This is a genomic window from Neobacillus sp. NPDC093182, from assembly GCF_044754045.1.
This window is the reverse complement of the sequence record NZ_JBIVOI010000002.1, coordinates 403,589-419,230: the sequence shown is the minus strand read 5'-3', so window position 1 is coordinate 419,230 and position 15,642 is coordinate 403,589. Positions and strand designations below refer to the sequence as shown.

The window sequence follows — 15,642 nt, the reverse complement described above, 5'->3', positions numbered from 1 at the left end:
TTTCCTCGCTCTCGGTTATTTATTTGGTTCTGGCACCGTTTTTATTTTATAGATAAAGTAATAATATTTATAAAAAACAATCAATACCAGCATGAGCCGGACGAAAAAGCTTTCTAGGATAAAAAAAGGAATGGCGATCATCACGTCAGCAAATAACAAAATCGTCAATTTTTGTTTTAAGGTCATGGCCCTCTCTTTTACAAAGGTCTCTAAATGACGTTTATAAAGAGTTGTTCCTTTAAACCAACGCTCGAATCGTTCAGACCCCTTCACAAAGCAGTAGGAGGCTAAAAGAAGCAATGGAGTTGTCGGTAACACTGGTAAAACAAGACCCAAAACTCCCAAACCCAGGGCAATAAAACCGATGATGATATATAGAAATTTAATAATTTTACTCATGTTTGCTGCCCCTTCTGTCTTATTTAACTATATTATAGCATTAAAAAAAAGAAAGTTTTTTGACAGAATAAGTACATAAAAACCGTTTCAACCACCATTATGTTAGAATAATGGAGTCAAGATAATGGGGGTTGGTCAAATGACTTTCTATAAAATTCTCGTAGTTTTACATATTTTTTCGGCGATTATGGGAATGGGTCCTGGGTTTATTTTAACCACAGTGGTAAAGTCGGGAAAAACCATGACTGAGTTAAGGCATTCCTATGCCATTCGACATAAACTGCATATCTTTGTAATGGTAGGCGGTACACTTTTACTCATCACAGGTTTAATCATGGGCCTCATGAATCCCAGTCTGTTTCGTATGGGCTGGTATGTAACAAGTCTTGTTCTCTTTTTAGCTGCATTGGCAATTGGCCCGCTTGTATTATCACCAAGATCTAAACCGGTTAAGGCTTTGTTAGCGTCACATAAAGGCGAGGAAATTCCTGAAGAGTATTATCGTTTATCAAGAATACTATTCCGTTATGAACATTTGGAAAATGCTATTTTTATTGTCATTATCGCTTTAATGATACTAAAACCTTTTTAGTTTCCGCCCAAGGTGACCAAACACAGATGGCTCGAGTAACATAAGAGGATGGATTGTGCCGATAAATGAGAAGAGCAGGAATTACGGTAACAATAAGAGTCTCATAGTGCCGATAAGTGAATAGAGCAGGAATTACGGTAACAATAAGAGGCTCATAGTGCCGATAAATGAGAAGAGCAGGAATTACGGTAACAATAAGAGGCTCATAGTGCCGATAAGTGAAAAGAGCAGAATTTACGGTAACAATAAGAGATTCATAGTGCCGATAAATGAGAAGAGCAGGAATTACGGTAACAATAAGAGGCTCATAGTGCCGATAAGTGAAAAGAGCAGAATTTACGTTAACAATAAGAGGTTCATAGTGCCGATAAGTGAAAAGAGCAGAATTTACGGTAACAATAAGAGATTCATAGTGCCGATAAGTGAAAAGAGCAGAATTTACGGTAACAATAAGAGGTTCATAGTGCCGATAAATGAGAAGAGCAGGAATTACGGTAACAATAAGAGGCTCATAGTGCCGATAAGTGAAAAGAGCAGAATTTACGGTAACAATAAGAGATTCATAGTGCCGATAAATGAAAAGAGCAGGAATTACGGTAACAATAAAAGGTTCATAGTGACCGAAAAAATCAAAAGAGCGGCCTATTCGGTAACTATAGCTGCTGAAAAGTAACATAAAAGGTATGGTCATCCTCGACCATACCTTTTTGAACCTCACAAATCGGAATAAAGATAAGATATCACTTCACCTATTCGCTTTTTAAACGATGTATAGTTGTGCTCTCCACTTTGAACAGTTTCATAGCGGGTATCAGCAATTTTACTGCTAACGATTTCATAGATGGATTGAATCATTTCTGAAAACTCGTTATTAAGTTCCTTATCACCACTGACTTCATGAGTGCCAAAATCCATATAAAACTTCTCGATTTCGGACAGGTCGGAATTTCTTACGTATACCTCAAGTTCCTCTTGGTTCCGATAATATCCAGGTGATATAGCCGCAATTCGCTTGAAAATTTGTGGGTATCGGCATGCAGCATATGTAGAGATAAGTCCTCCTAACGAAATTCCTGCCATTGAAGTATGATCCTTAATAGTTCGGCATTTACGGTCTATTAACGGCTTAAGTTCATTTACAATAAATTCTAAGTATAGATCACCTTTACCGCCTGCAGAAACAGGGTGACCAATTATTTTTTCAGCGATCGCACCATTGACCCATGGGCAGTATTCGTTAATGCGTTCTTCTCCTTCAGGGTTTAAATCAATGGCCGCTACGATTATTTCTACTTTGCTGCTATCTAAGTAATCCTTCAATCCTAAAGATACACCTTTAATAGCACCTTCATCTTCAAAAACATTTTGCCCATCGTGCATATATAATACGGGATAACGTTTGTTTGACTCATAGTAATTTACAGGCAAATACACTCTAATCATTCTTTCCTGTTCGAATGAGGACATATAAACATGATATTTTTCTAGCACCATATCACCTGCTATTCTTATATTCTACTTCATTAATTTACCATATTTTTAACGTTTAGGAGCAATAAAAACAGGCTGATGAGATTTTTTTGTCTCACCAGCCTGAGGAATCAATTATTCCCTAGACAAACTGATTAAAACCAGAATGGGCGTCTTCTGTCGTCTCTTCTGTCATCTCTTCTGTCGTCTCTTCTGTCATCATCGCCAACAATTCTTACTCTATCAGCACGGATAATAACTTCTTCTGCATCAATAAATACTCTTCTGACTTCTCTGCGATCATCATCACGACGTCTTCTATCATTACTCATTCCATATCCCCCCTTTTCAGGCTTGTACTACAGAATATGCTTGTATAAAAGTATGTGATTGGACAAATTACACATATTTTCTTTTGAAATAAATTATCCATTTTGAAAAGTAAGAAGGAGATTTGTATAACATGTTGAAATAAGGTAAAAATAAAGGATTGTTAGAATGATGGAAGGAAGGTCAAAAAGTGGATATTTTAGAAAAGGCTCTGCTGACAGCTAGTAAAAGTCATGAAGGACAATATCGGAAAAACACCGATATTCCTTATATTACACACCCTGTCACTGTAGGATTTATGTTATTAAGGAAAGGGTACAGTGAGGAAATCGTTGCAGCTGGAATCTTACATGACACTGTCGAGGATACGCCACTAACACTTGATGAAATCAAAAGGGAATTTGGATCAAAAATAGCTGAGATTGTTGATGGCAGTTCAGAACCTGATAAATCCCTATCATGGAAGGATAGGAAGGAGCATACTATTGAATTTTTAAAAACTGCTTCCGAGGATGTTCGTGCTGTGGTCTGTGCTGATAAACTTCATAATATCCGTTCAATCATTAGAGATTATGAACAAGTTGGCGAAGAGGTTTGGAGTAGATTTAATGCTGGTAAAGAGCAGCAAAAGTGGTATTACACCAATGTTGTAGATAGTTTGGGCACCCAATCTTCTTTTGAATTACTAACTGAATTACGAGCTGAAGTAGATAGACTTTTCAGGGAGTTGACTTAGGATGAAGGATTACAAGGTTCATACATATGAAGAAGCGATAGATGTAATAAAAGAAATTGGATTTCTGCCTTTGGCAAAGCTCATCCCTGATTATCCTTCGCTCGACAGTATAACGTTGAAAGAGCATTGGTATACTGGTTCCGAGCTGGATCCATGGATGTGGCGTGCTAAATTTCCTGGAGATGGAGCAGCCGCTTATGGAAAGTTTGTTAAAAAGAAATCCGTTCTCATATCTACTGAATTGTTACCATTGATTTGCAAAATTTTGGGGACTTCTGTATCCGTAAAGGATCGTTATCAGGATGGGCTTATGTCAAAAGAAGCCGTCGAGCTGTATACACTTATTAGCGAGAATGAAGGCATAGACACAAGAGTTCTGAGAGTCGAGGCAGGAATGAAGGATAAAGATAAGAAGAAGCCATTTGATCATGCTTTGCTTGACTTACAGGGTTCCATGGATATTGTAGTTTCTGGAACGAAGGCAAAGACAAACGAAGCTGGAGAGAAAAACGGCTGGAGCAGTACTTCTTTTGAGACAATGGAATATTGGGCACAGAATCATAGCGTTAAGGAAAATACGATCAAAGTGGAAGATGCTAAAATGATGTTAAAAGATCATTTTGCTGCCATTTGCAGTCCTGAGGCAATGAAATCTATTAATAAAATATTTGGATTATAGAGGAAATCACTATGATTTCCTTTTTTTGCGTATCCAGTAAAAGGGCATTTTTTCAGACAGCCGTGATACTAGCATGTCCCCGCTGCCCTGCAACTTCATATTATATTAAAAAGGAGATGAAAAATATGAATTGTAGAAGAAAAACGTTTTCGCTCTGTATTTTTCCTGGTTATAGATGGTGTGGACCTGGCTGCAGCGGTCCAGGAGCACCTATCAATGATGTAGATTCCTGCTGCTACAAACATGATCTTTGTCTTAAGCGTGGAAGCTCTTCTTGTTACTGTGATAAAAAGTTTATGGAATGCCTTCATTCCAAAAGAAATCCCCAAACCAAAAAGGGCAGACAAGCAAATATCATGTATAATTCCATGAAGCTAAAAACCAGTTTCACATGTGGTCATCAGAACAGATGCTAGACCAATCAATACTTGGAACACGCTTTTTTTTCTAATTTACAAATCCACTTATAGAAACCTAATAAGATAAGTAACAGGATAGGGTCCAAGATAGACGCATGCCATAGTTTCCACCAGCCATAGTGAAAGTATCCCCATGGCTCAGGCAGCAGAGTAATGAGTTCGTAGCTTAAAATGGCCATTATAAAACTAGTTAAATAAATTACTTGTTTCATCCATCCCTTTTTATAAGGGAACCAATTTAGAAAAAACATATTTACTGGCGGAATGAGGAACACATGAGGGAATACTCCCCGCCAGTCTAATTCCTTGTCAAAGTACCAGTAAGCATGATACTTAAATTCAATAAAAAGGTCGAAAAGCACTTGAAGGGCAATGGTAAATAACCAAATATGTAAAATTTGGTTCCCGCTTAGTAATTTATTTGTTTTAAAACCCAAATAATTAAAGGTGACAATTGCAATCAAAAGTCCTATCATGAAATTTCCCTTTTTTATTTTTTAATGTGCCCATCCGTGTATGGGATATGCAAAGGGGGGAGGATTTCAGCATATGGTTAAACTTAAATATTTAACAATTATTACATTATAGTTTTCCTAATAATATGTTTGATATAATAGTGGATAGATGTGTAGTTGGGAGATGAAATCATCTAATGTTAAAGAGATTTGAATAACTTAATGAGCTTAAGATACGCATTTATTTATGGGTTGTACCTTGTATTGTTATTTCTCTCATCTCTAATACGCTTCTACAAAATGTAGATGGCCTAAACACATTCGATTTTACCATTAATAACATTCTCTCAATTTGGTTTATTATTAGTTGGTTTTTCTTATACAAAAGACTTTTTATACAATTCACTGAATACTCCAATTTGGCATTAGTCAGCTATTATCAAGTTACGACTTTTTTTGATGCTGTCCGTAACTTTATGGTTGTAGATGCAGGGGTCTCTTGGAGATTTTATCATCTGGATGCCGATTATCACCTTGTTCTTTTTCTTAACCCTTGGTACGAAACGAGGGTTATACTACTCCATAGTCATATTTCTTACAACCTTTGTTATTGGAATTATGTATTTACACGTTCTTTCCTCAGAATCGATTGATTCGCTGGGTCAGTATTACTTTGCTAACCTGGTTTACATTATCGTTCTCTACTATGCGCAGCATGTGTTTAAGACTTATGAGATCTTGAAATGTTTAAAAAGCATGCCTACTACGATTCATTAACGAGAATTGCCAATCGTCTAAGGATTGATGAATGGCTTGAAAAGAAACTCAAAGCTTTTGAGGACAAGAGAGAAGGCTTTTCCATCATTTTCTTTGATATTGACCATTTTAAATCAGTGAATGATAGCTTTGGGCATAAAGTTGGTGATGAGGTCCTCGTAGAGTTAGCACAACTTATCCAGCAACACCTTACTAGTCGAGAGCTTTTTGGACGCTGGGGTGGGGAAGAGTTCATTATCATCTCTAGTATGGCAGGGGAAGAAACTGTTAAGCTTGCGGAGGATATTAGGAAAGTAGTGGCTAACCATCATTTCAAAGGGGCGGGAAACCTTACAGCAAGTTTTGGGGTTACCCATTCTAAACCAGGAGACAATATTGATTCTTTATTGAATCGTGCAGATAAAGGTTTATATCGATGTAAGAATTGTGGAAGGAATCAAGTTAGTTATATTAAGTAAAGGTCAGTGCCAGGCACTGACCCTTTTTGTACATATATGAACCGATTCTTAATCCCAATTATTAAAAATAACTTCTCCAACAGTCATGGGTTTCCAATATGAAACTTGCTCTAATTCCGCTTTTGATAATGACGATAGATGTTCCAACGATAAAGGTGTATCCAAATACTCCTTTGTTAAGACAGTATAGTACTGTTTGTATTTTGCTGTCATTACTGGAATATCAAGAAAGGTAAATTCCTCCCCTCTTAAGGCAAAGGCCACAAATGGATGATGGCAATTGAGAAAAACAAAATATGATTCTCCACGGAGCATATATTCGACGCTGAAGTGGTTTCTATGAGAGAAAGGTTTACTGAATCCTTTAATCTCTCCACCCAACTCTCGTACAAATGTGTGGCTCAGTTGTTTAAATGGAATGGAATCCATTAACGGGAGTTCTTTAGCTTTTATTGAGCGAAAACCCGTGATTCCTTTAGGGAGATTCAAAAAGTATCACCTCTCATTCCCGAAATGGAAATTCCCCGCCTTCTGTTATAATCTTTCCATTTCTAACATCAATATCGCCTTCTATGTTTCCATCCTTCGAAATGACGTGAACGATATACGTGCCTTCACCAGGATAATAGGCAATGTTTGTAATCTTAAAAGATTCTTCAGGGTAATTTTCCTCAAGGTAGCTGGTTACGATTTCCCTGCCTTTTTCCTTTGTGACAGGGCTGCCTTTGAAAAAGAAGTAAACAAATCCGGACGAGATCAGCACAAAAATAAGAATGGACAATAACATTGCTTTTCCCTTCATAAATACACACACCCCTTAGCGAAACTTACTATTATTGTATTTTCATTATAGTGTAAAATTACACTATTTGGTACCGCTAGTTTTTTAAAATGGGCAAAAAAAAAAGAGCCTGGTACACGGGTACCAAGCTAAATTATGGGAAGTTTTAAGAATTAGGTTCCTTAAACCTTAAGACTCAATTAAGTTACCTTTATAATAGGAAAAACATTTGTAGAAGTTATAAAGAAGTTATGTGGAATTTGTGAAGATGACATATTAGGCAAAAAAAAGATTGGTACCCGGGTACCAATCAAATTATGGGAAGTTTTTAAGAATAAGGTTCCTAAAACCTAAGTCTCAAATAAGTTATCTTTATAATAGAATAAACATTTGTAGAAGTTATAGAGAAGTTATGTGGAATTTATGAAGATGCAAAAATCAAATTTTTTCTGTGTGAGTGAAAATGGATAAAATATCTAATAATAAATTGACTAGTTTAATTTATTATTAGGAGATGAATCGAATGAAACGTTTATCAAAAATCATGATTTTGTTTCTCTCATTAGTATTAATCTGCCCAGCATTCACAAATGCGGAAGGCAGCAAGCAATCAGAGAGGCAAACGCAAGAGCTAAGTCCAAAAGCTGCCCAGCTGATGGCTGATATGAGGGTACTATGGACGGAGCATGCTTTTTGGACTGAAAGGTATGTAGTAAGTGCAATAGCAGGGCATGAGGACCAAGAAGTTGTACTAGCTAGATTATTGAAAAATCAAGATGATATTGGAAATGCGATTAAACCCTTTTATGGTGAGGAAGTGGGTAACAAGCTTGCACTGCTGTTAAGAGAGCATATACAAATTGCTGGTAAAGTGCTGGCCGCCGCCAAAAGTGGTAATCAGCCAGATTTCAAAAAGTACAATGATCAATGGTTTAAAAACGCAGATGAAATTACCGATTTTCTAATATCTGCAAACCCTCATTTTAACAAAAATGAAATAAAAGAAATGTTTTACATGCATTTAAAACTGGTCACACAAAGTGTAGCGGCAAGAATTAATAAGGATTACAATGCTGATATTGCTGCCTTTGATAAAAATTTAGCTCATCTGCTGCATATGTCAGACGCTATTACAGATGGGATTATCAAGCAGTTCCCAGATAAGTTTTAAAAAAATGGAGCCCAACTTAGTGGTTGGGACTCCATTTTTTAATGCGGTAAAAATGCAAGTTGATAAAAGAACAATACAGCGAAAACATATAGCAGTGGATGAACTTCACGCCATTTTCCTTTCGCTATCTTCAGAAGCGGGTAGCTGATGAAACCAAGTGCAATACCGGTGGCAATGCTGGATGTTAAAGGCATGCTTAGTATCACAAGGAATGCTGGAAAAGCTTCATCTAATTCATTCCATTTAATTTTTGCAATGCTTCCCATCATCATACTTCCGACAATGATAAGGGCAGGTGCTGTAATCGCAGAAATTCCTGAAACAGCACTGACAAGAGGTCCAAAAAATGCCGATAGAATAAACAAAACAGCAACGGTTAGGGAAGTTAATCCTGTCCGTCCGCCAGCCGCAACCCCTGAAGTGGATTCAATATAAGCAGTTGTTGGGCTTGTACCAAACATGGCTCCGATGGATGTAGCAACAGAGTCGGAGAGCAATGCTTGACGTGCACGTGGTAATCTTCCATTTTTCATCAATCCAGCCTGGTTTGCAACACCGATCATTGTTCCGGTCGTGTCAAAGATTGTTACTAGAATGAATGAAAAAACCACTGCATATAGACTGTGCTCAATGACATCACTTATAGCTGTCAGCGGATTGCCTGCAATTAAACCCTCAGGGAGAGAGGGTAACGAAACAAAGCCTTGATCAAAAGAAAGCTGGTTCGTAAAAAAGGCAATAAATCCTGTAATAATCATTCCAAAAAATAAAGCTCCATTGATTCGCAGCACCATCAGAATGAGTGTAATCGCTAATCCGACGATTGCAAGCAGGGCTGAAGGAGATTGGAGATCACCTAATCCAACAAGATTGGTAGGATGAGCTGTAATAATGTGTGTAAGTCTTAACCCAATAAAAGCGATGAATAAACCTATACCTGCTGTAATCCCATGTTTGAGATTATCTGGAATCGCGTCGATTAATTTTTCTCTAAAAGGTGTTAAAGATAAGATAACAAAAATAATACCAGCAATAAAAACAGCAGCAAAGGCTGTCTCGTAGTTAATATTTTGCCCGCCGCCAACGACGGAATAGGCGAAATATGCGTTAAGCCCCATACCTGGTGCAATCGCGATTGGATAATTTGCAAACAGTGCCATCCAAAGTGTCCCAACAACTGCAGAGATAATAGTTGCGGTAAAGACTTGTTCAAACGGAACACCCGCGTCCGCAAGAATGACTGGGTTAACAACCACAATATAGACCATTGTAAAGAAGGTTGTAATTCCCGCAAGCAGTTCTGTTTTTGTATTTGTTTGGTTTTCTTTTAGTTTAAACATAAGGCTCCTCCAAAACACGAACGTTTTTTGACAACCTTTATATAATATTCGTTTTTAGTGTGTTTTTCAAGCTTTCCTTGAAAAATAAAAACTGCCACAATCTTTAATAGTGGCAGTTTTATATGTTAACCCCAAACTTCCTCAAGTGTTTCTCGAAACAATTGATTTAAGAGTTCGGTTGGGTCGGATTTATTTACTGATACTTCCCTTGCATATTTCTCTAAATGGTCAATCTCGGCTTCAACGAAGTGATTGATGAGCTCAGTTCTAGGATTTGGATCAAGAACTTCACCCGCTTTTTTTAGCATGATAATATCGTCGAGTACTAGTTTAATCTCCCTGGTTGGAAGGTTATCCTCGACCAGTTGAGTAAATTTAATTGGGGGAAATGCATGGTGCATTTCAATCCATCTCGCTGCTAACAGCGGGCGGAATATGTTGAAATATCTTTTTATTTTAACTTCCTCCCGATTTAAATAATCTCTGTAATTACCTTTTGCCATTTTTAAATAATGGTAAATACCAGATGTAGGAGAAAAAATTTGGCTTTCTAACTCTTTCATTTTATTGATTGCAGAGGACCCCTGGTAGTAAATGATATTTGAATGCAGCCATTCCAGCAGCGGCGGATTCGATTTGCGAAATAACCGCAATGCTTTGGCTAGTTCCCAGCCATTCAAGTCCAGCAGTTTGTCTACTTGGATGGAAAGCTTATCATGCTTCGGGACTTCCAGCACATCGCGCTTTTGATCGATAGAGAGGTACCATTCCTTTTTATGAACATAAATAAATCGGACATCATAATCGCTATCAATGGAGGGAAAGCCCCAGGCTCTGCTGCCTGATTCACAGGCATATAGGATTTTTACATCATACTCTTTTTCAATTTGTTTGAGTACCTTTAAGATATGTTCTAACAATTATAAAACCTCATTTACCTTTTGTTAAGTTGCTGCTTTCCATATCATTTCCATAGTTAATATAAAACCTATTATAATACAGTATAGTATGTCATCTTGACACGTTGTATCCTTTCTTCTGACTTGTCTATTGATAACCTGGGAATAACGTCCTTATTCTTGAATATATAAACAATAAGGCATTATTCCTTTTTTAGTTATTTTAATAGGGGGAGATGTGATGTTATCAAGGCAAATAATTATCTATTTCCTGCTTTGTATCATTGCGATTGTTATGGTTAGGGAATTTACATTTAGTCCTGAGTCCTTTTCAGATAATGGTAATCCTGTCATTCTTATTTTTCCATTCGTCGTGTTGACATTTGCTCTTTTTGGATATGAGTTGTTTTTAAAACTTAAGGAAGCGTCATTTAAAGCTTCCACTTTGCGAGATATTATGGTTGGTTCCTTTATCGTCCTGCTAGCTGCAAGTGTGTTAGAATTTGCATACGTTTCCGAGTTAATTCGGAAATTAGGCGGACCGCCTGCGAATGAAGAATCAAAGATTTACAGCTTTCCGTGGTTAAATCAATACACAAATACGATCTTTGTTAATTTTCACACGTTCCTCATTTATGCTTCTATAGTAACGTTCTGCACATCATTATATCGTTGGATAAAAAAGTAATCAGCTATGATTATGAAATCCTTCCGTTTTACCTCAAAACAATAACTATAAGCCTCTTTCTTCATCTTTCAATCTGTTAAAAAATTTCTTCCTAAAACACAAATGATTTTTGTTGTTGTCCTTATGAAATTTGCCATATAATAGGGATATAAAATTCACAAAATTGTCAAATTTATTTTATTAATATAATGGAAATCTGTTAAACATAAATTGTAGATAGGGAGGGAACGGGATGATTAGAATGGCGGTTGCTGGTGTCTTGGGTTTTGTTTTAATTTTTATAGAATCGTTGATCGTGATGAAAATTAAAGGGTATCATGGAATTGAATTTGGCGGCTTGGCACCATTTATTAATGTATGGGCGATGAATTTCTTTTTAGTATTTGCTATCCTTACGCAAATTACTAATTGGTATCAGGATCGTGTAGGTTTTGAAAGCGGTGAAGAAGATAATATTTATTAATAATAAAGTGCCTCAATCAACATGTGATTGAGGCACTTTTTGTTACGCAAGTTGTTTTGCTGTTTCTTTGCCTTTGAAAACAGTTTTGCGGATGAATGGAACCACCCAGCGGTCAAGACCAATGCGGCCTGCGTTGTAACCAGCAGTTAAGATGATGAATCCTAAGAAAATGTCTGTTGGGTTATGAGATACTGTTCCTGCTAAGAAGAAAGAGAAGTTCATTACTAGTCCAAAAACAATAGCAGCTGTTGTTAAACATCCAAGCATAAGTCCTAAACCGATTAATGTTTCACCCCAAGGAACAATGAAGTTAAACACATCAATGTTTGGTAAAGCAAAGCTTTCTAGGAAGTTAACGTACCAGCCGTAAACCATGTTGCCATCTGGGCCTTTTACTGGATTAGCAACTGCTCCTTTTAAGAAACCAGAAGCATCGAACCCGCCGCCTGTTAACTTGCCTAAACCTGCAGTAAACCAAGAATACCCTAGATATAAACGTAAGACTGTTAATATTCCAGCCGCGATTTTACTTTCTCTTAAAAAGTTCATAAACATTTTAAAGCCATCTCCTTGTTAAATATGTTTTAGATATTTATTACACTGCTAATATAACAAATAAATCTTGAATTGAGGGTAAAATGCTCATTATTTCACATATCTGTAAAAAAGATTTGAACAAATTGTAAACAATGCTTTATTGCAAAATTGAATAATGCTGCTCTTCAATTCGGAAATCGCCTTTTTCGGACCTTCACTTAAGCGGTATACGAATGAAAAGGGAAGGAGTTTTTTTTACAAAAAGCTCTTGATAAAACTAATATCATTAGTTAAGATAAAACTAATGATATTAGTTAAAGGGGTTGGGGAATGTGAGGTTGCTCAATAACGGTTTTTTATATCAGGTTACATTTATGGCAAGTGTCTTTCCGGTTAATTGTTATTTGGTTGAGGAAGAGGCTGGATTAACCTTGATTGACGCAGCTCTTCCATATAGTAAGAAGGGAATAATTAAGGCTGCAGAAATGATTGGGAAACCAATTACAAAAATAATTTTGACTCATGCACATGAGGATCATGTGGGTGCACTTGATAGGATAAAGGAAGACCTTCCAGATGTACCGGTTTATATTTCGGTGAGGGATAACAGAATATTGAATGGTGACACTTCGCTTGATGCGCATGAGCACCAGACTCCAATTAAGGGCGGCGTCCCAAAGAAGCTGAAGACCAGAGCAAATGTACTATTAAAAGAAGGAGACCTAATCGGATCATTGGCAGCAATTGAAACTCCGGGGCATACACCGGGGTCGATGTCGTTCATTGATACTCGCACGAAAGCCCTGATTGCAGGAGACGCCTACCAAACTAGAGGCGGGCTAGCAGCAGCAGGAGACATGAAGCCATGGTTTCCGTTTCCAGCCCTTGGTACATGGAGTAAGGAAACTTCATTAGCTAGTGTAATGAAGTTAGTGAGTTACCAGCCTAAGCTTCTTGCTGTCGGACATGGTGAAATGCTGGAGAATCCGGCAGGGGAAATGGAAAAGGCGATTAAACGTTTTGAGCAGAAATTGAACTAAAGGAGTTAGAGATGGATGTCACCAAGACCAAAGGTTGGACTTGAAATAACAGAGATTCTGGAAGCAGCAACGGAGTTAGCGGACCAATATGGAATGCAGGAAGTTACGCTGGCAAATCTAGCGAAGAAATTAGGAATCCGTCCTCCGTCTTTATATAACCATTTTGATGGGCTGGGCGGGTTAAGAAAGAAAATGGCGATTTATGGGATAGACCGGCTGCATGCAATATTAGCTCAAGCTGCCATCGGAGTGTCTGGAGACGAAGCCGTACTGACTATAAGTAAAGCCTATATTAATTTTACACGGAAGCATCCTGGGCTCTATGAGGCAACCTTGATGGCACCGGATATGGAAGATGCGGACATTCAGCATGCCGGTTCTAAAATCGTTGACCTCACTGTGCGTGTTTTACAGGCGTATAGATTAGAAGGGGACACTGCCTTACATGCAGTACGAGGGCTTCGAAGCATTTTACACGGCTTTTCCTCATTAGAAAAGAGTGGCGGATTTAAAATGAGGTTAAATTTGGATGAGAGTTTGGAGATTATCATCAATGCCTTTATACAAGGCATTCAAGAGAGTTAGTTTTTATGGGAAAAACAGTATCGCCGAATATTGAGATTATCGTGGATATATTTGAATTATCGCAGATATCGCGAGGTAAAATTAAACTAAAAATTACCAAAGCCTTGAAAACAAAAGAAAATAATACGATTTTTCCTAAACGTAAGAGACTTGCCAAATGGCAAGTCTTCTTTTTTTAATAAGATGTTATAATAGTAGTAATATCTTGATTAAAGGACTGAAATTTATGCGTAAATTTGAGAAGTTAGGTTTAGTGTTGGACGTGGAAACAACAGGATTAGGGCCGACTACCGACGAAGTAATAGAACTTGCACTGAAATTGTTTTCTTATAGAACAGATACGGGAGAGATTCAAGAAATAATTGAGGAAGATTCTTTTTTAAGAGAACCCTTATCTAGTTCTGCCAGACGAAACTATGACCGGGCGTATCAAATCCATGGGATTCCCTATGAATTAGTAGCAGGGAAGAGTTTCACCGATGTAAAGATTAAATCTTATTTCCATCGTGCAGATTCCGTTTTTGCGCACAATGCTTCCTTTGACCGAAGTTTTCTCTATCATATGTACCCAGAAGTGAATGATTTAAAATGGTATTGCACCATGCGCGGTGTGAAATGGAAAAACTATGGCTTTCCAAATGGTAAACTGCTGACACTATTGCAGGCTTACCAAATTACAAATCATCAAACACATAGAGCGCTTGACGATATTACATACCTCATGGACCTGCTCAGAAAAACAAGTCCTAGTGGAACTCTCTATCTTCAAGAAGTCCTAGAAAATGGCCCGATGCGAAAATATCAGCCAGCGGCAACCCGAACTAAAATGGGATAAACCAAAGACATACAGTCACCCGACTGTATGTCTTTTAATGTCCGCCTGAGGTGGACAGTGTCCACGGGTGGTGACAGGCACCAAGGCACTTACACCATTACTGTTTTAGATATCTCTCTTCAACGATTTTACGGTGATGCATTTCGTGTCCAGCGATGATGTAGGCGATCGCTCTTGTGGTGATTTCCATTCCGTTTGCATTGCCTTTGTTTGCCCATGCTTCTGCAGGGGTGTTTTTAATTAGGGTGATGGCTGCATTTCTTGTTGCTTGGAAGTCTTCAAGGATTGCCTCCATCGATAGGTTATCGGTTTGGGCTGCTTCAACATAATCTGTTTCATTAAAGCCGGCTAGAGGAGTTTGATCCCCGCGGCTTACACGAAGCAGGCGATAGGTCATAATTCTTTCCGTATCGATTATATGTCCAAGCACTTCTTTTACACTCCATTTTCCCGGAGCATAACGAAGGTTAGTCTCCTCTTCGGAAAGCCCTTTAAAAAGCTTAGCCACCGCTAAAAGATTTTCCTGCAAAATCTTTACAATCTCACCATTGGGAACCAGTTTAATATAAGGCTGATAATATTCTGGATATTCGTTTTCTATTGGACGTTGAAGCATTGAATGTTCCACTCCTCTCAATTCTTATTTTTCTTTGGAAATATCTTCATTACTAAATTTATCCTATCACAATATTAAAACTGTTTGAATCGATAAACTCAGAAGCTCAATTGTTTAAAGATGGAAGACTCACAAAATGAAGAAAAAAATTTGTTTTACGCTTACAAAATATTATTGACGAATTTTGTCGAGGGTGATATTCTATGTATACAGTTAGTTTGTTAGTTCATTAAACAAATTAATCGGGGTATTTATACACTCTCGAGAAGTTAATAAAATATGCATTGAGTATTTTTGTAAAGGGATTCATAAAAAAAGCTTCAAATGTCTTAGCAATTATTTAAAGGGTTTACATTATTATTTTAAAACGGT

The 15,642-nt window shown here is 37.4% G+C and carries 22 protein-coding genes; 12 read left to right on the top strand and 10 right to left on the bottom strand.

What is annotated here, in order from left to right; genetic code table 11:
* Positions 1-15 precede the first annotated feature (15 nt).
* A complete protein-coding gene (locus tag ACIQAA_RS06660) occupies positions 16-399 on the bottom strand; it encodes a DUF454 family protein (protein WP_402616658.1) in 384 nt (127 codons plus the stop codon).
* 139 nt (positions 400-538) lie between these two features.
* Between ACIQAA_RS06660 and ACIQAA_RS06655 the strand changes: the two genes are divergently transcribed.
* Both ACIQAA_RS06655 and ACIQAA_RS06650 read left to right on the top strand, forming a co-directional pair.
* Positions 539-991 carry a DUF2269 family protein gene (locus ACIQAA_RS06655; RefSeq protein ID WP_402616656.1) on the top strand — a complete coding sequence of 151 codons (453 nt, stop codon included), beginning with the start codon at positions 539-541 and terminating at the stop codon, positions 989-991.
* 157 nt (positions 992-1,148) lie between these two features.
* Complete coding sequence (locus ACIQAA_RS06650) at positions 1,149-1,664, top strand: hypothetical protein (RefSeq protein WP_402616653.1); 516 nt, start codon at positions 1,149-1,151, stop codon at positions 1,662-1,664.
* Positions 1,665-1,705: 41 nt separating this feature from the next.
* On the opposite strand, the gene ACIQAA_RS06645 is transcribed toward ACIQAA_RS06650, so the two are convergent.
* The gene (locus ACIQAA_RS06645) at positions 1,706-2,485 is read right to left on the bottom strand and encodes an alpha/beta hydrolase (RefSeq protein WP_402616651.1); all 780 of its coding nucleotides are present in this window, start codon (positions 2,483-2,485) and stop codon (positions 1,706-1,708) included.
* 131 nt (positions 2,486-2,616) lie between these two features.
* A complete protein-coding gene (locus tag ACIQAA_RS06640) occupies positions 2,617-2,793 on the bottom strand; it encodes a hypothetical protein (protein WP_307197443.1) in 177 nt (58 codons plus the stop codon).
* Between the two features lie 188 nt (positions 2,794-2,981).
* Between ACIQAA_RS06640 and ACIQAA_RS06635 the strand changes: the two genes are divergently transcribed.
* Both ACIQAA_RS06635 and ACIQAA_RS06630 read left to right on the top strand, forming a co-directional pair.
* Positions 2,982-3,527, top strand: coding sequence for an HD domain-containing protein (locus tag ACIQAA_RS06635; RefSeq protein ID WP_402616647.1), 546 nt, complete (start codon positions 2,982-2,984; stop codon positions 3,525-3,527).
* A 1-nt stretch (position 3,528) separates the two neighbouring features.
* Positions 3,529-4,206, top strand: a complete 678-nt coding sequence (locus tag ACIQAA_RS06630; protein ID WP_402616645.1) for an AlkZ-related protein — start codon at positions 3,529-3,531, stop codon at positions 4,204-4,206.
* Positions 4,207-4,627: 421 nt separating this feature from the next.
* Here ACIQAA_RS06630 and ACIQAA_RS06625 read toward each other — a convergent pair whose 3' ends face one another.
* A complete protein-coding gene (locus ACIQAA_RS06625) occupies positions 4,628-5,101 on the bottom strand; it encodes a hypothetical protein (RefSeq protein WP_402616642.1) in 474 nt (157 codons plus the stop codon).
* 722 nt (positions 5,102-5,823) lie between these two features.
* On the opposite strand from ACIQAA_RS06625, the gene ACIQAA_RS06620 reads away from it, so the two are divergent.
* Positions 5,824-6,315 carry a GGDEF domain-containing protein gene (locus tag ACIQAA_RS06620; RefSeq protein WP_402616639.1) on the top strand — a complete coding sequence of 164 codons (492 nt, stop codon included), beginning with the start codon at positions 5,824-5,826 and terminating at the stop codon, positions 6,313-6,315.
* 48 nt (positions 6,316-6,363) lie between these two features.
* Here ACIQAA_RS06620 and ACIQAA_RS06615 read toward each other — a convergent pair whose 3' ends face one another.
* On the bottom strand, positions 6,364-6,804 hold the full coding sequence (locus ACIQAA_RS06615; protein WP_402616636.1) for a hypothetical protein: 441 nt from the start codon (positions 6,802-6,804) through the stop codon (positions 6,364-6,366).
* Between the two features lie 13 nt (positions 6,805-6,817).
* The gene (locus tag ACIQAA_RS06610) at positions 6,818-7,117 is read right to left on the bottom strand and encodes a YfjL-like protein (RefSeq protein WP_402616633.1); all 300 of its coding nucleotides are present in this window, start codon (positions 7,115-7,117) and stop codon (positions 6,818-6,820) included.
* A gap of 502 nt (positions 7,118-7,619) precedes the next feature.
* Here ACIQAA_RS06610 and ACIQAA_RS06605 point away from each other — a divergent pair.
* Positions 7,620-8,267, top strand: coding sequence for a glycosyltransferase (locus ACIQAA_RS06605; protein ID WP_402616630.1), 648 nt, complete (start codon positions 7,620-7,622; stop codon positions 8,265-8,267).
* A gap of 38 nt (positions 8,268-8,305) precedes the next feature.
* Here ACIQAA_RS06605 and ACIQAA_RS06600 read toward each other — a convergent pair whose 3' ends face one another.
* Positions 8,306-9,607 carry an NCS2 family permease gene (locus ACIQAA_RS06600; protein ID WP_402616627.1) on the bottom strand — a complete coding sequence of 434 codons (1,302 nt, stop codon included), beginning with the start codon at positions 9,605-9,607 and terminating at the stop codon, positions 8,306-8,308.
* Positions 9,608-9,732: 125 nt separating this feature from the next.
* Positions 9,733-10,527 carry a nucleotidyltransferase domain-containing protein gene (locus ACIQAA_RS06595; protein WP_402616624.1) on the bottom strand — a complete coding sequence of 265 codons (795 nt, stop codon included), beginning with the start codon at positions 10,525-10,527 and terminating at the stop codon, positions 9,733-9,735.
* Positions 10,528-10,747: 220 nt separating this feature from the next.
* Between ACIQAA_RS06595 and ACIQAA_RS06590 the strand changes: the two genes are divergently transcribed.
* Complete coding sequence (locus tag ACIQAA_RS06590) at positions 10,748-11,194, top strand: hypothetical protein (protein ID WP_402616621.1); 447 nt, start codon at positions 10,748-10,750, stop codon at positions 11,192-11,194.
* Between the two features lie 232 nt (positions 11,195-11,426).
* On the top strand, positions 11,427-11,657 hold the full coding sequence (locus ACIQAA_RS06585; RefSeq protein WP_402616618.1) for a hypothetical protein: 231 nt from the start codon (positions 11,427-11,429) through the stop codon (positions 11,655-11,657).
* A 42-nt stretch (positions 11,658-11,699) separates the two neighbouring features.
* On the opposite strand, the gene ACIQAA_RS06580 is transcribed toward ACIQAA_RS06585, so the two are convergent.
* A complete protein-coding gene (locus ACIQAA_RS06580; protein ID WP_402616615.1) occupies positions 11,700-12,212 on the bottom strand; it encodes a DoxX family membrane protein in 513 nt (170 codons plus the stop codon).
* 314 nt (positions 12,213-12,526) lie between these two features.
* On the opposite strand from ACIQAA_RS06580, the gene ACIQAA_RS06575 reads away from it, so the two are divergent.
* Genes ACIQAA_RS06575 through ACIQAA_RS06560 form a run of 4 tightly spaced genes read left to right on the top strand, consistent with a single transcriptional unit; the run spans position 12,527 to position 14,654 of the window.
* Positions 12,527-13,234: an MBL fold metallo-hydrolase gene (locus tag ACIQAA_RS06575; protein WP_402616613.1), complete on the top strand. Its 708-nt coding sequence runs from the start codon at positions 12,527-12,529 to the stop codon at positions 13,232-13,234.
* Between the two features lie 15 nt (positions 13,235-13,249).
* Positions 13,250-13,819 (top strand): TetR/AcrR family transcriptional regulator, encoded by a 570-nt coding sequence (locus ACIQAA_RS06570; RefSeq protein ID WP_402616611.1) that lies wholly within the window; start codon positions 13,250-13,252, stop codon positions 13,817-13,819.
* Between the two features lie 5 nt (positions 13,820-13,824).
* Positions 13,825-13,998, top strand: a complete 174-nt coding sequence (locus ACIQAA_RS06565) for a hypothetical protein (RefSeq protein ID WP_402616608.1) — start codon at positions 13,825-13,827, stop codon at positions 13,996-13,998.
* A 47-nt stretch (positions 13,999-14,045) separates the two neighbouring features.
* A complete protein-coding gene (locus tag ACIQAA_RS06560; protein ID WP_402616605.1) occupies positions 14,046-14,654 on the top strand; it encodes an exonuclease domain-containing protein in 609 nt (202 codons plus the stop codon).
* A 97-nt stretch (positions 14,655-14,751) separates the two neighbouring features.
* Here the strand turns inward: ACIQAA_RS06560 and ACIQAA_RS06555 are convergent, their stop codons facing one another.
* Positions 14,752-15,270: a DinB family protein gene (locus tag ACIQAA_RS06555; RefSeq protein ID WP_402616603.1), complete on the bottom strand. Its 519-nt coding sequence runs from the start codon at positions 15,268-15,270 to the stop codon at positions 14,752-14,754.
* Positions 15,271-15,642: the final 372 nt, after the last annotated feature.

What these genes read in the sequence shown, in the direction of transcription:
- ACIQAA_RS06660 (WP_402616658.1), bottom strand. Translation starts at nt 399, where the DNA reads ATGAGTAAAATTATTAAATTTCTATATATCATCATCGGTTTTATTGCC.
- ACIQAA_RS06655 (WP_402616656.1), top strand. Translation starts at nt 539, where the DNA reads ATGACTTTCTATAAAATTCTCGTAGTTTTACATATTTTTTCGGCGATT.
- ACIQAA_RS06645 (WP_402616651.1), bottom strand. Translation starts at nt 2,485, where the DNA reads ATGGTGCTAGAAAAATATCATGTTTATATGTCCTCATTCGAACAGGAA.
- ACIQAA_RS06640 (WP_307197443.1), bottom strand. Translation starts at nt 2,793, where the DNA reads ATGAGTAATGATAGAAGACGTCGTGATGATGATCGCAGAGAAGTCAGA.
- ACIQAA_RS06630 (WP_402616645.1), top strand. Translation starts at nt 3,529, where the DNA reads ATGAAGGATTACAAGGTTCATACATATGAAGAAGCGATAGATGTAATA.
- ACIQAA_RS06625 (WP_402616642.1), bottom strand. Translation starts at nt 5,101, where the DNA reads ATGATAGGACTTTTGATTGCAATTGTCACCTTTAATTATTTGGGTTTT.
- ACIQAA_RS06620 (WP_402616639.1), top strand. Translation starts at nt 5,824, where the DNA reads ATGTTTAAAAAGCATGCCTACTACGATTCATTAACGAGAATTGCCAAT.
- ACIQAA_RS06610 (WP_402616633.1), bottom strand. Translation starts at nt 7,117, where the DNA reads ATGAAGGGAAAAGCAATGTTATTGTCCATTCTTATTTTTGTGCTGATC.
- ACIQAA_RS06605 (WP_402616630.1), top strand. Translation starts at nt 7,620, where the DNA reads ATGAAACGTTTATCAAAAATCATGATTTTGTTTCTCTCATTAGTATTA.
- ACIQAA_RS06600 (WP_402616627.1), bottom strand. Translation starts at nt 9,607, where the DNA reads ATGTTTAAACTAAAAGAAAACCAAACAAATACAAAAACAGAACTGCTT.
- ACIQAA_RS06590 (WP_402616621.1), top strand. Translation starts at nt 10,748, where the DNA reads ATGTTATCAAGGCAAATAATTATCTATTTCCTGCTTTGTATCATTGCG.
- ACIQAA_RS06585 (WP_402616618.1), top strand. Translation starts at nt 11,427, where the DNA reads ATGATTAGAATGGCGGTTGCTGGTGTCTTGGGTTTTGTTTTAATTTTT.
- ACIQAA_RS06580 (WP_402616615.1), bottom strand. Translation starts at nt 12,212, where the DNA reads ATGTTTATGAACTTTTTAAGAGAAAGTAAAATCGCGGCTGGAATATTA.
- ACIQAA_RS06570 (WP_402616611.1), top strand. Translation starts at nt 13,250, where the DNA reads ATGTCACCAAGACCAAAGGTTGGACTTGAAATAACAGAGATTCTGGAA.
- ACIQAA_RS06565 (WP_402616608.1), top strand. Translation starts at nt 13,825, where the DNA reads ATGGGAAAAACAGTATCGCCGAATATTGAGATTATCGTGGATATATTT.
- ACIQAA_RS06560 (WP_402616605.1), top strand. Translation starts at nt 14,046, where the DNA reads ATGCGTAAATTTGAGAAGTTAGGTTTAGTGTTGGACGTGGAAACAACA.
- ACIQAA_RS06555 (WP_402616603.1), bottom strand. Translation starts at nt 15,270, where the DNA reads ATGCTTCAACGTCCAATAGAAAACGAATATCCAGAATATTATCAGCCT.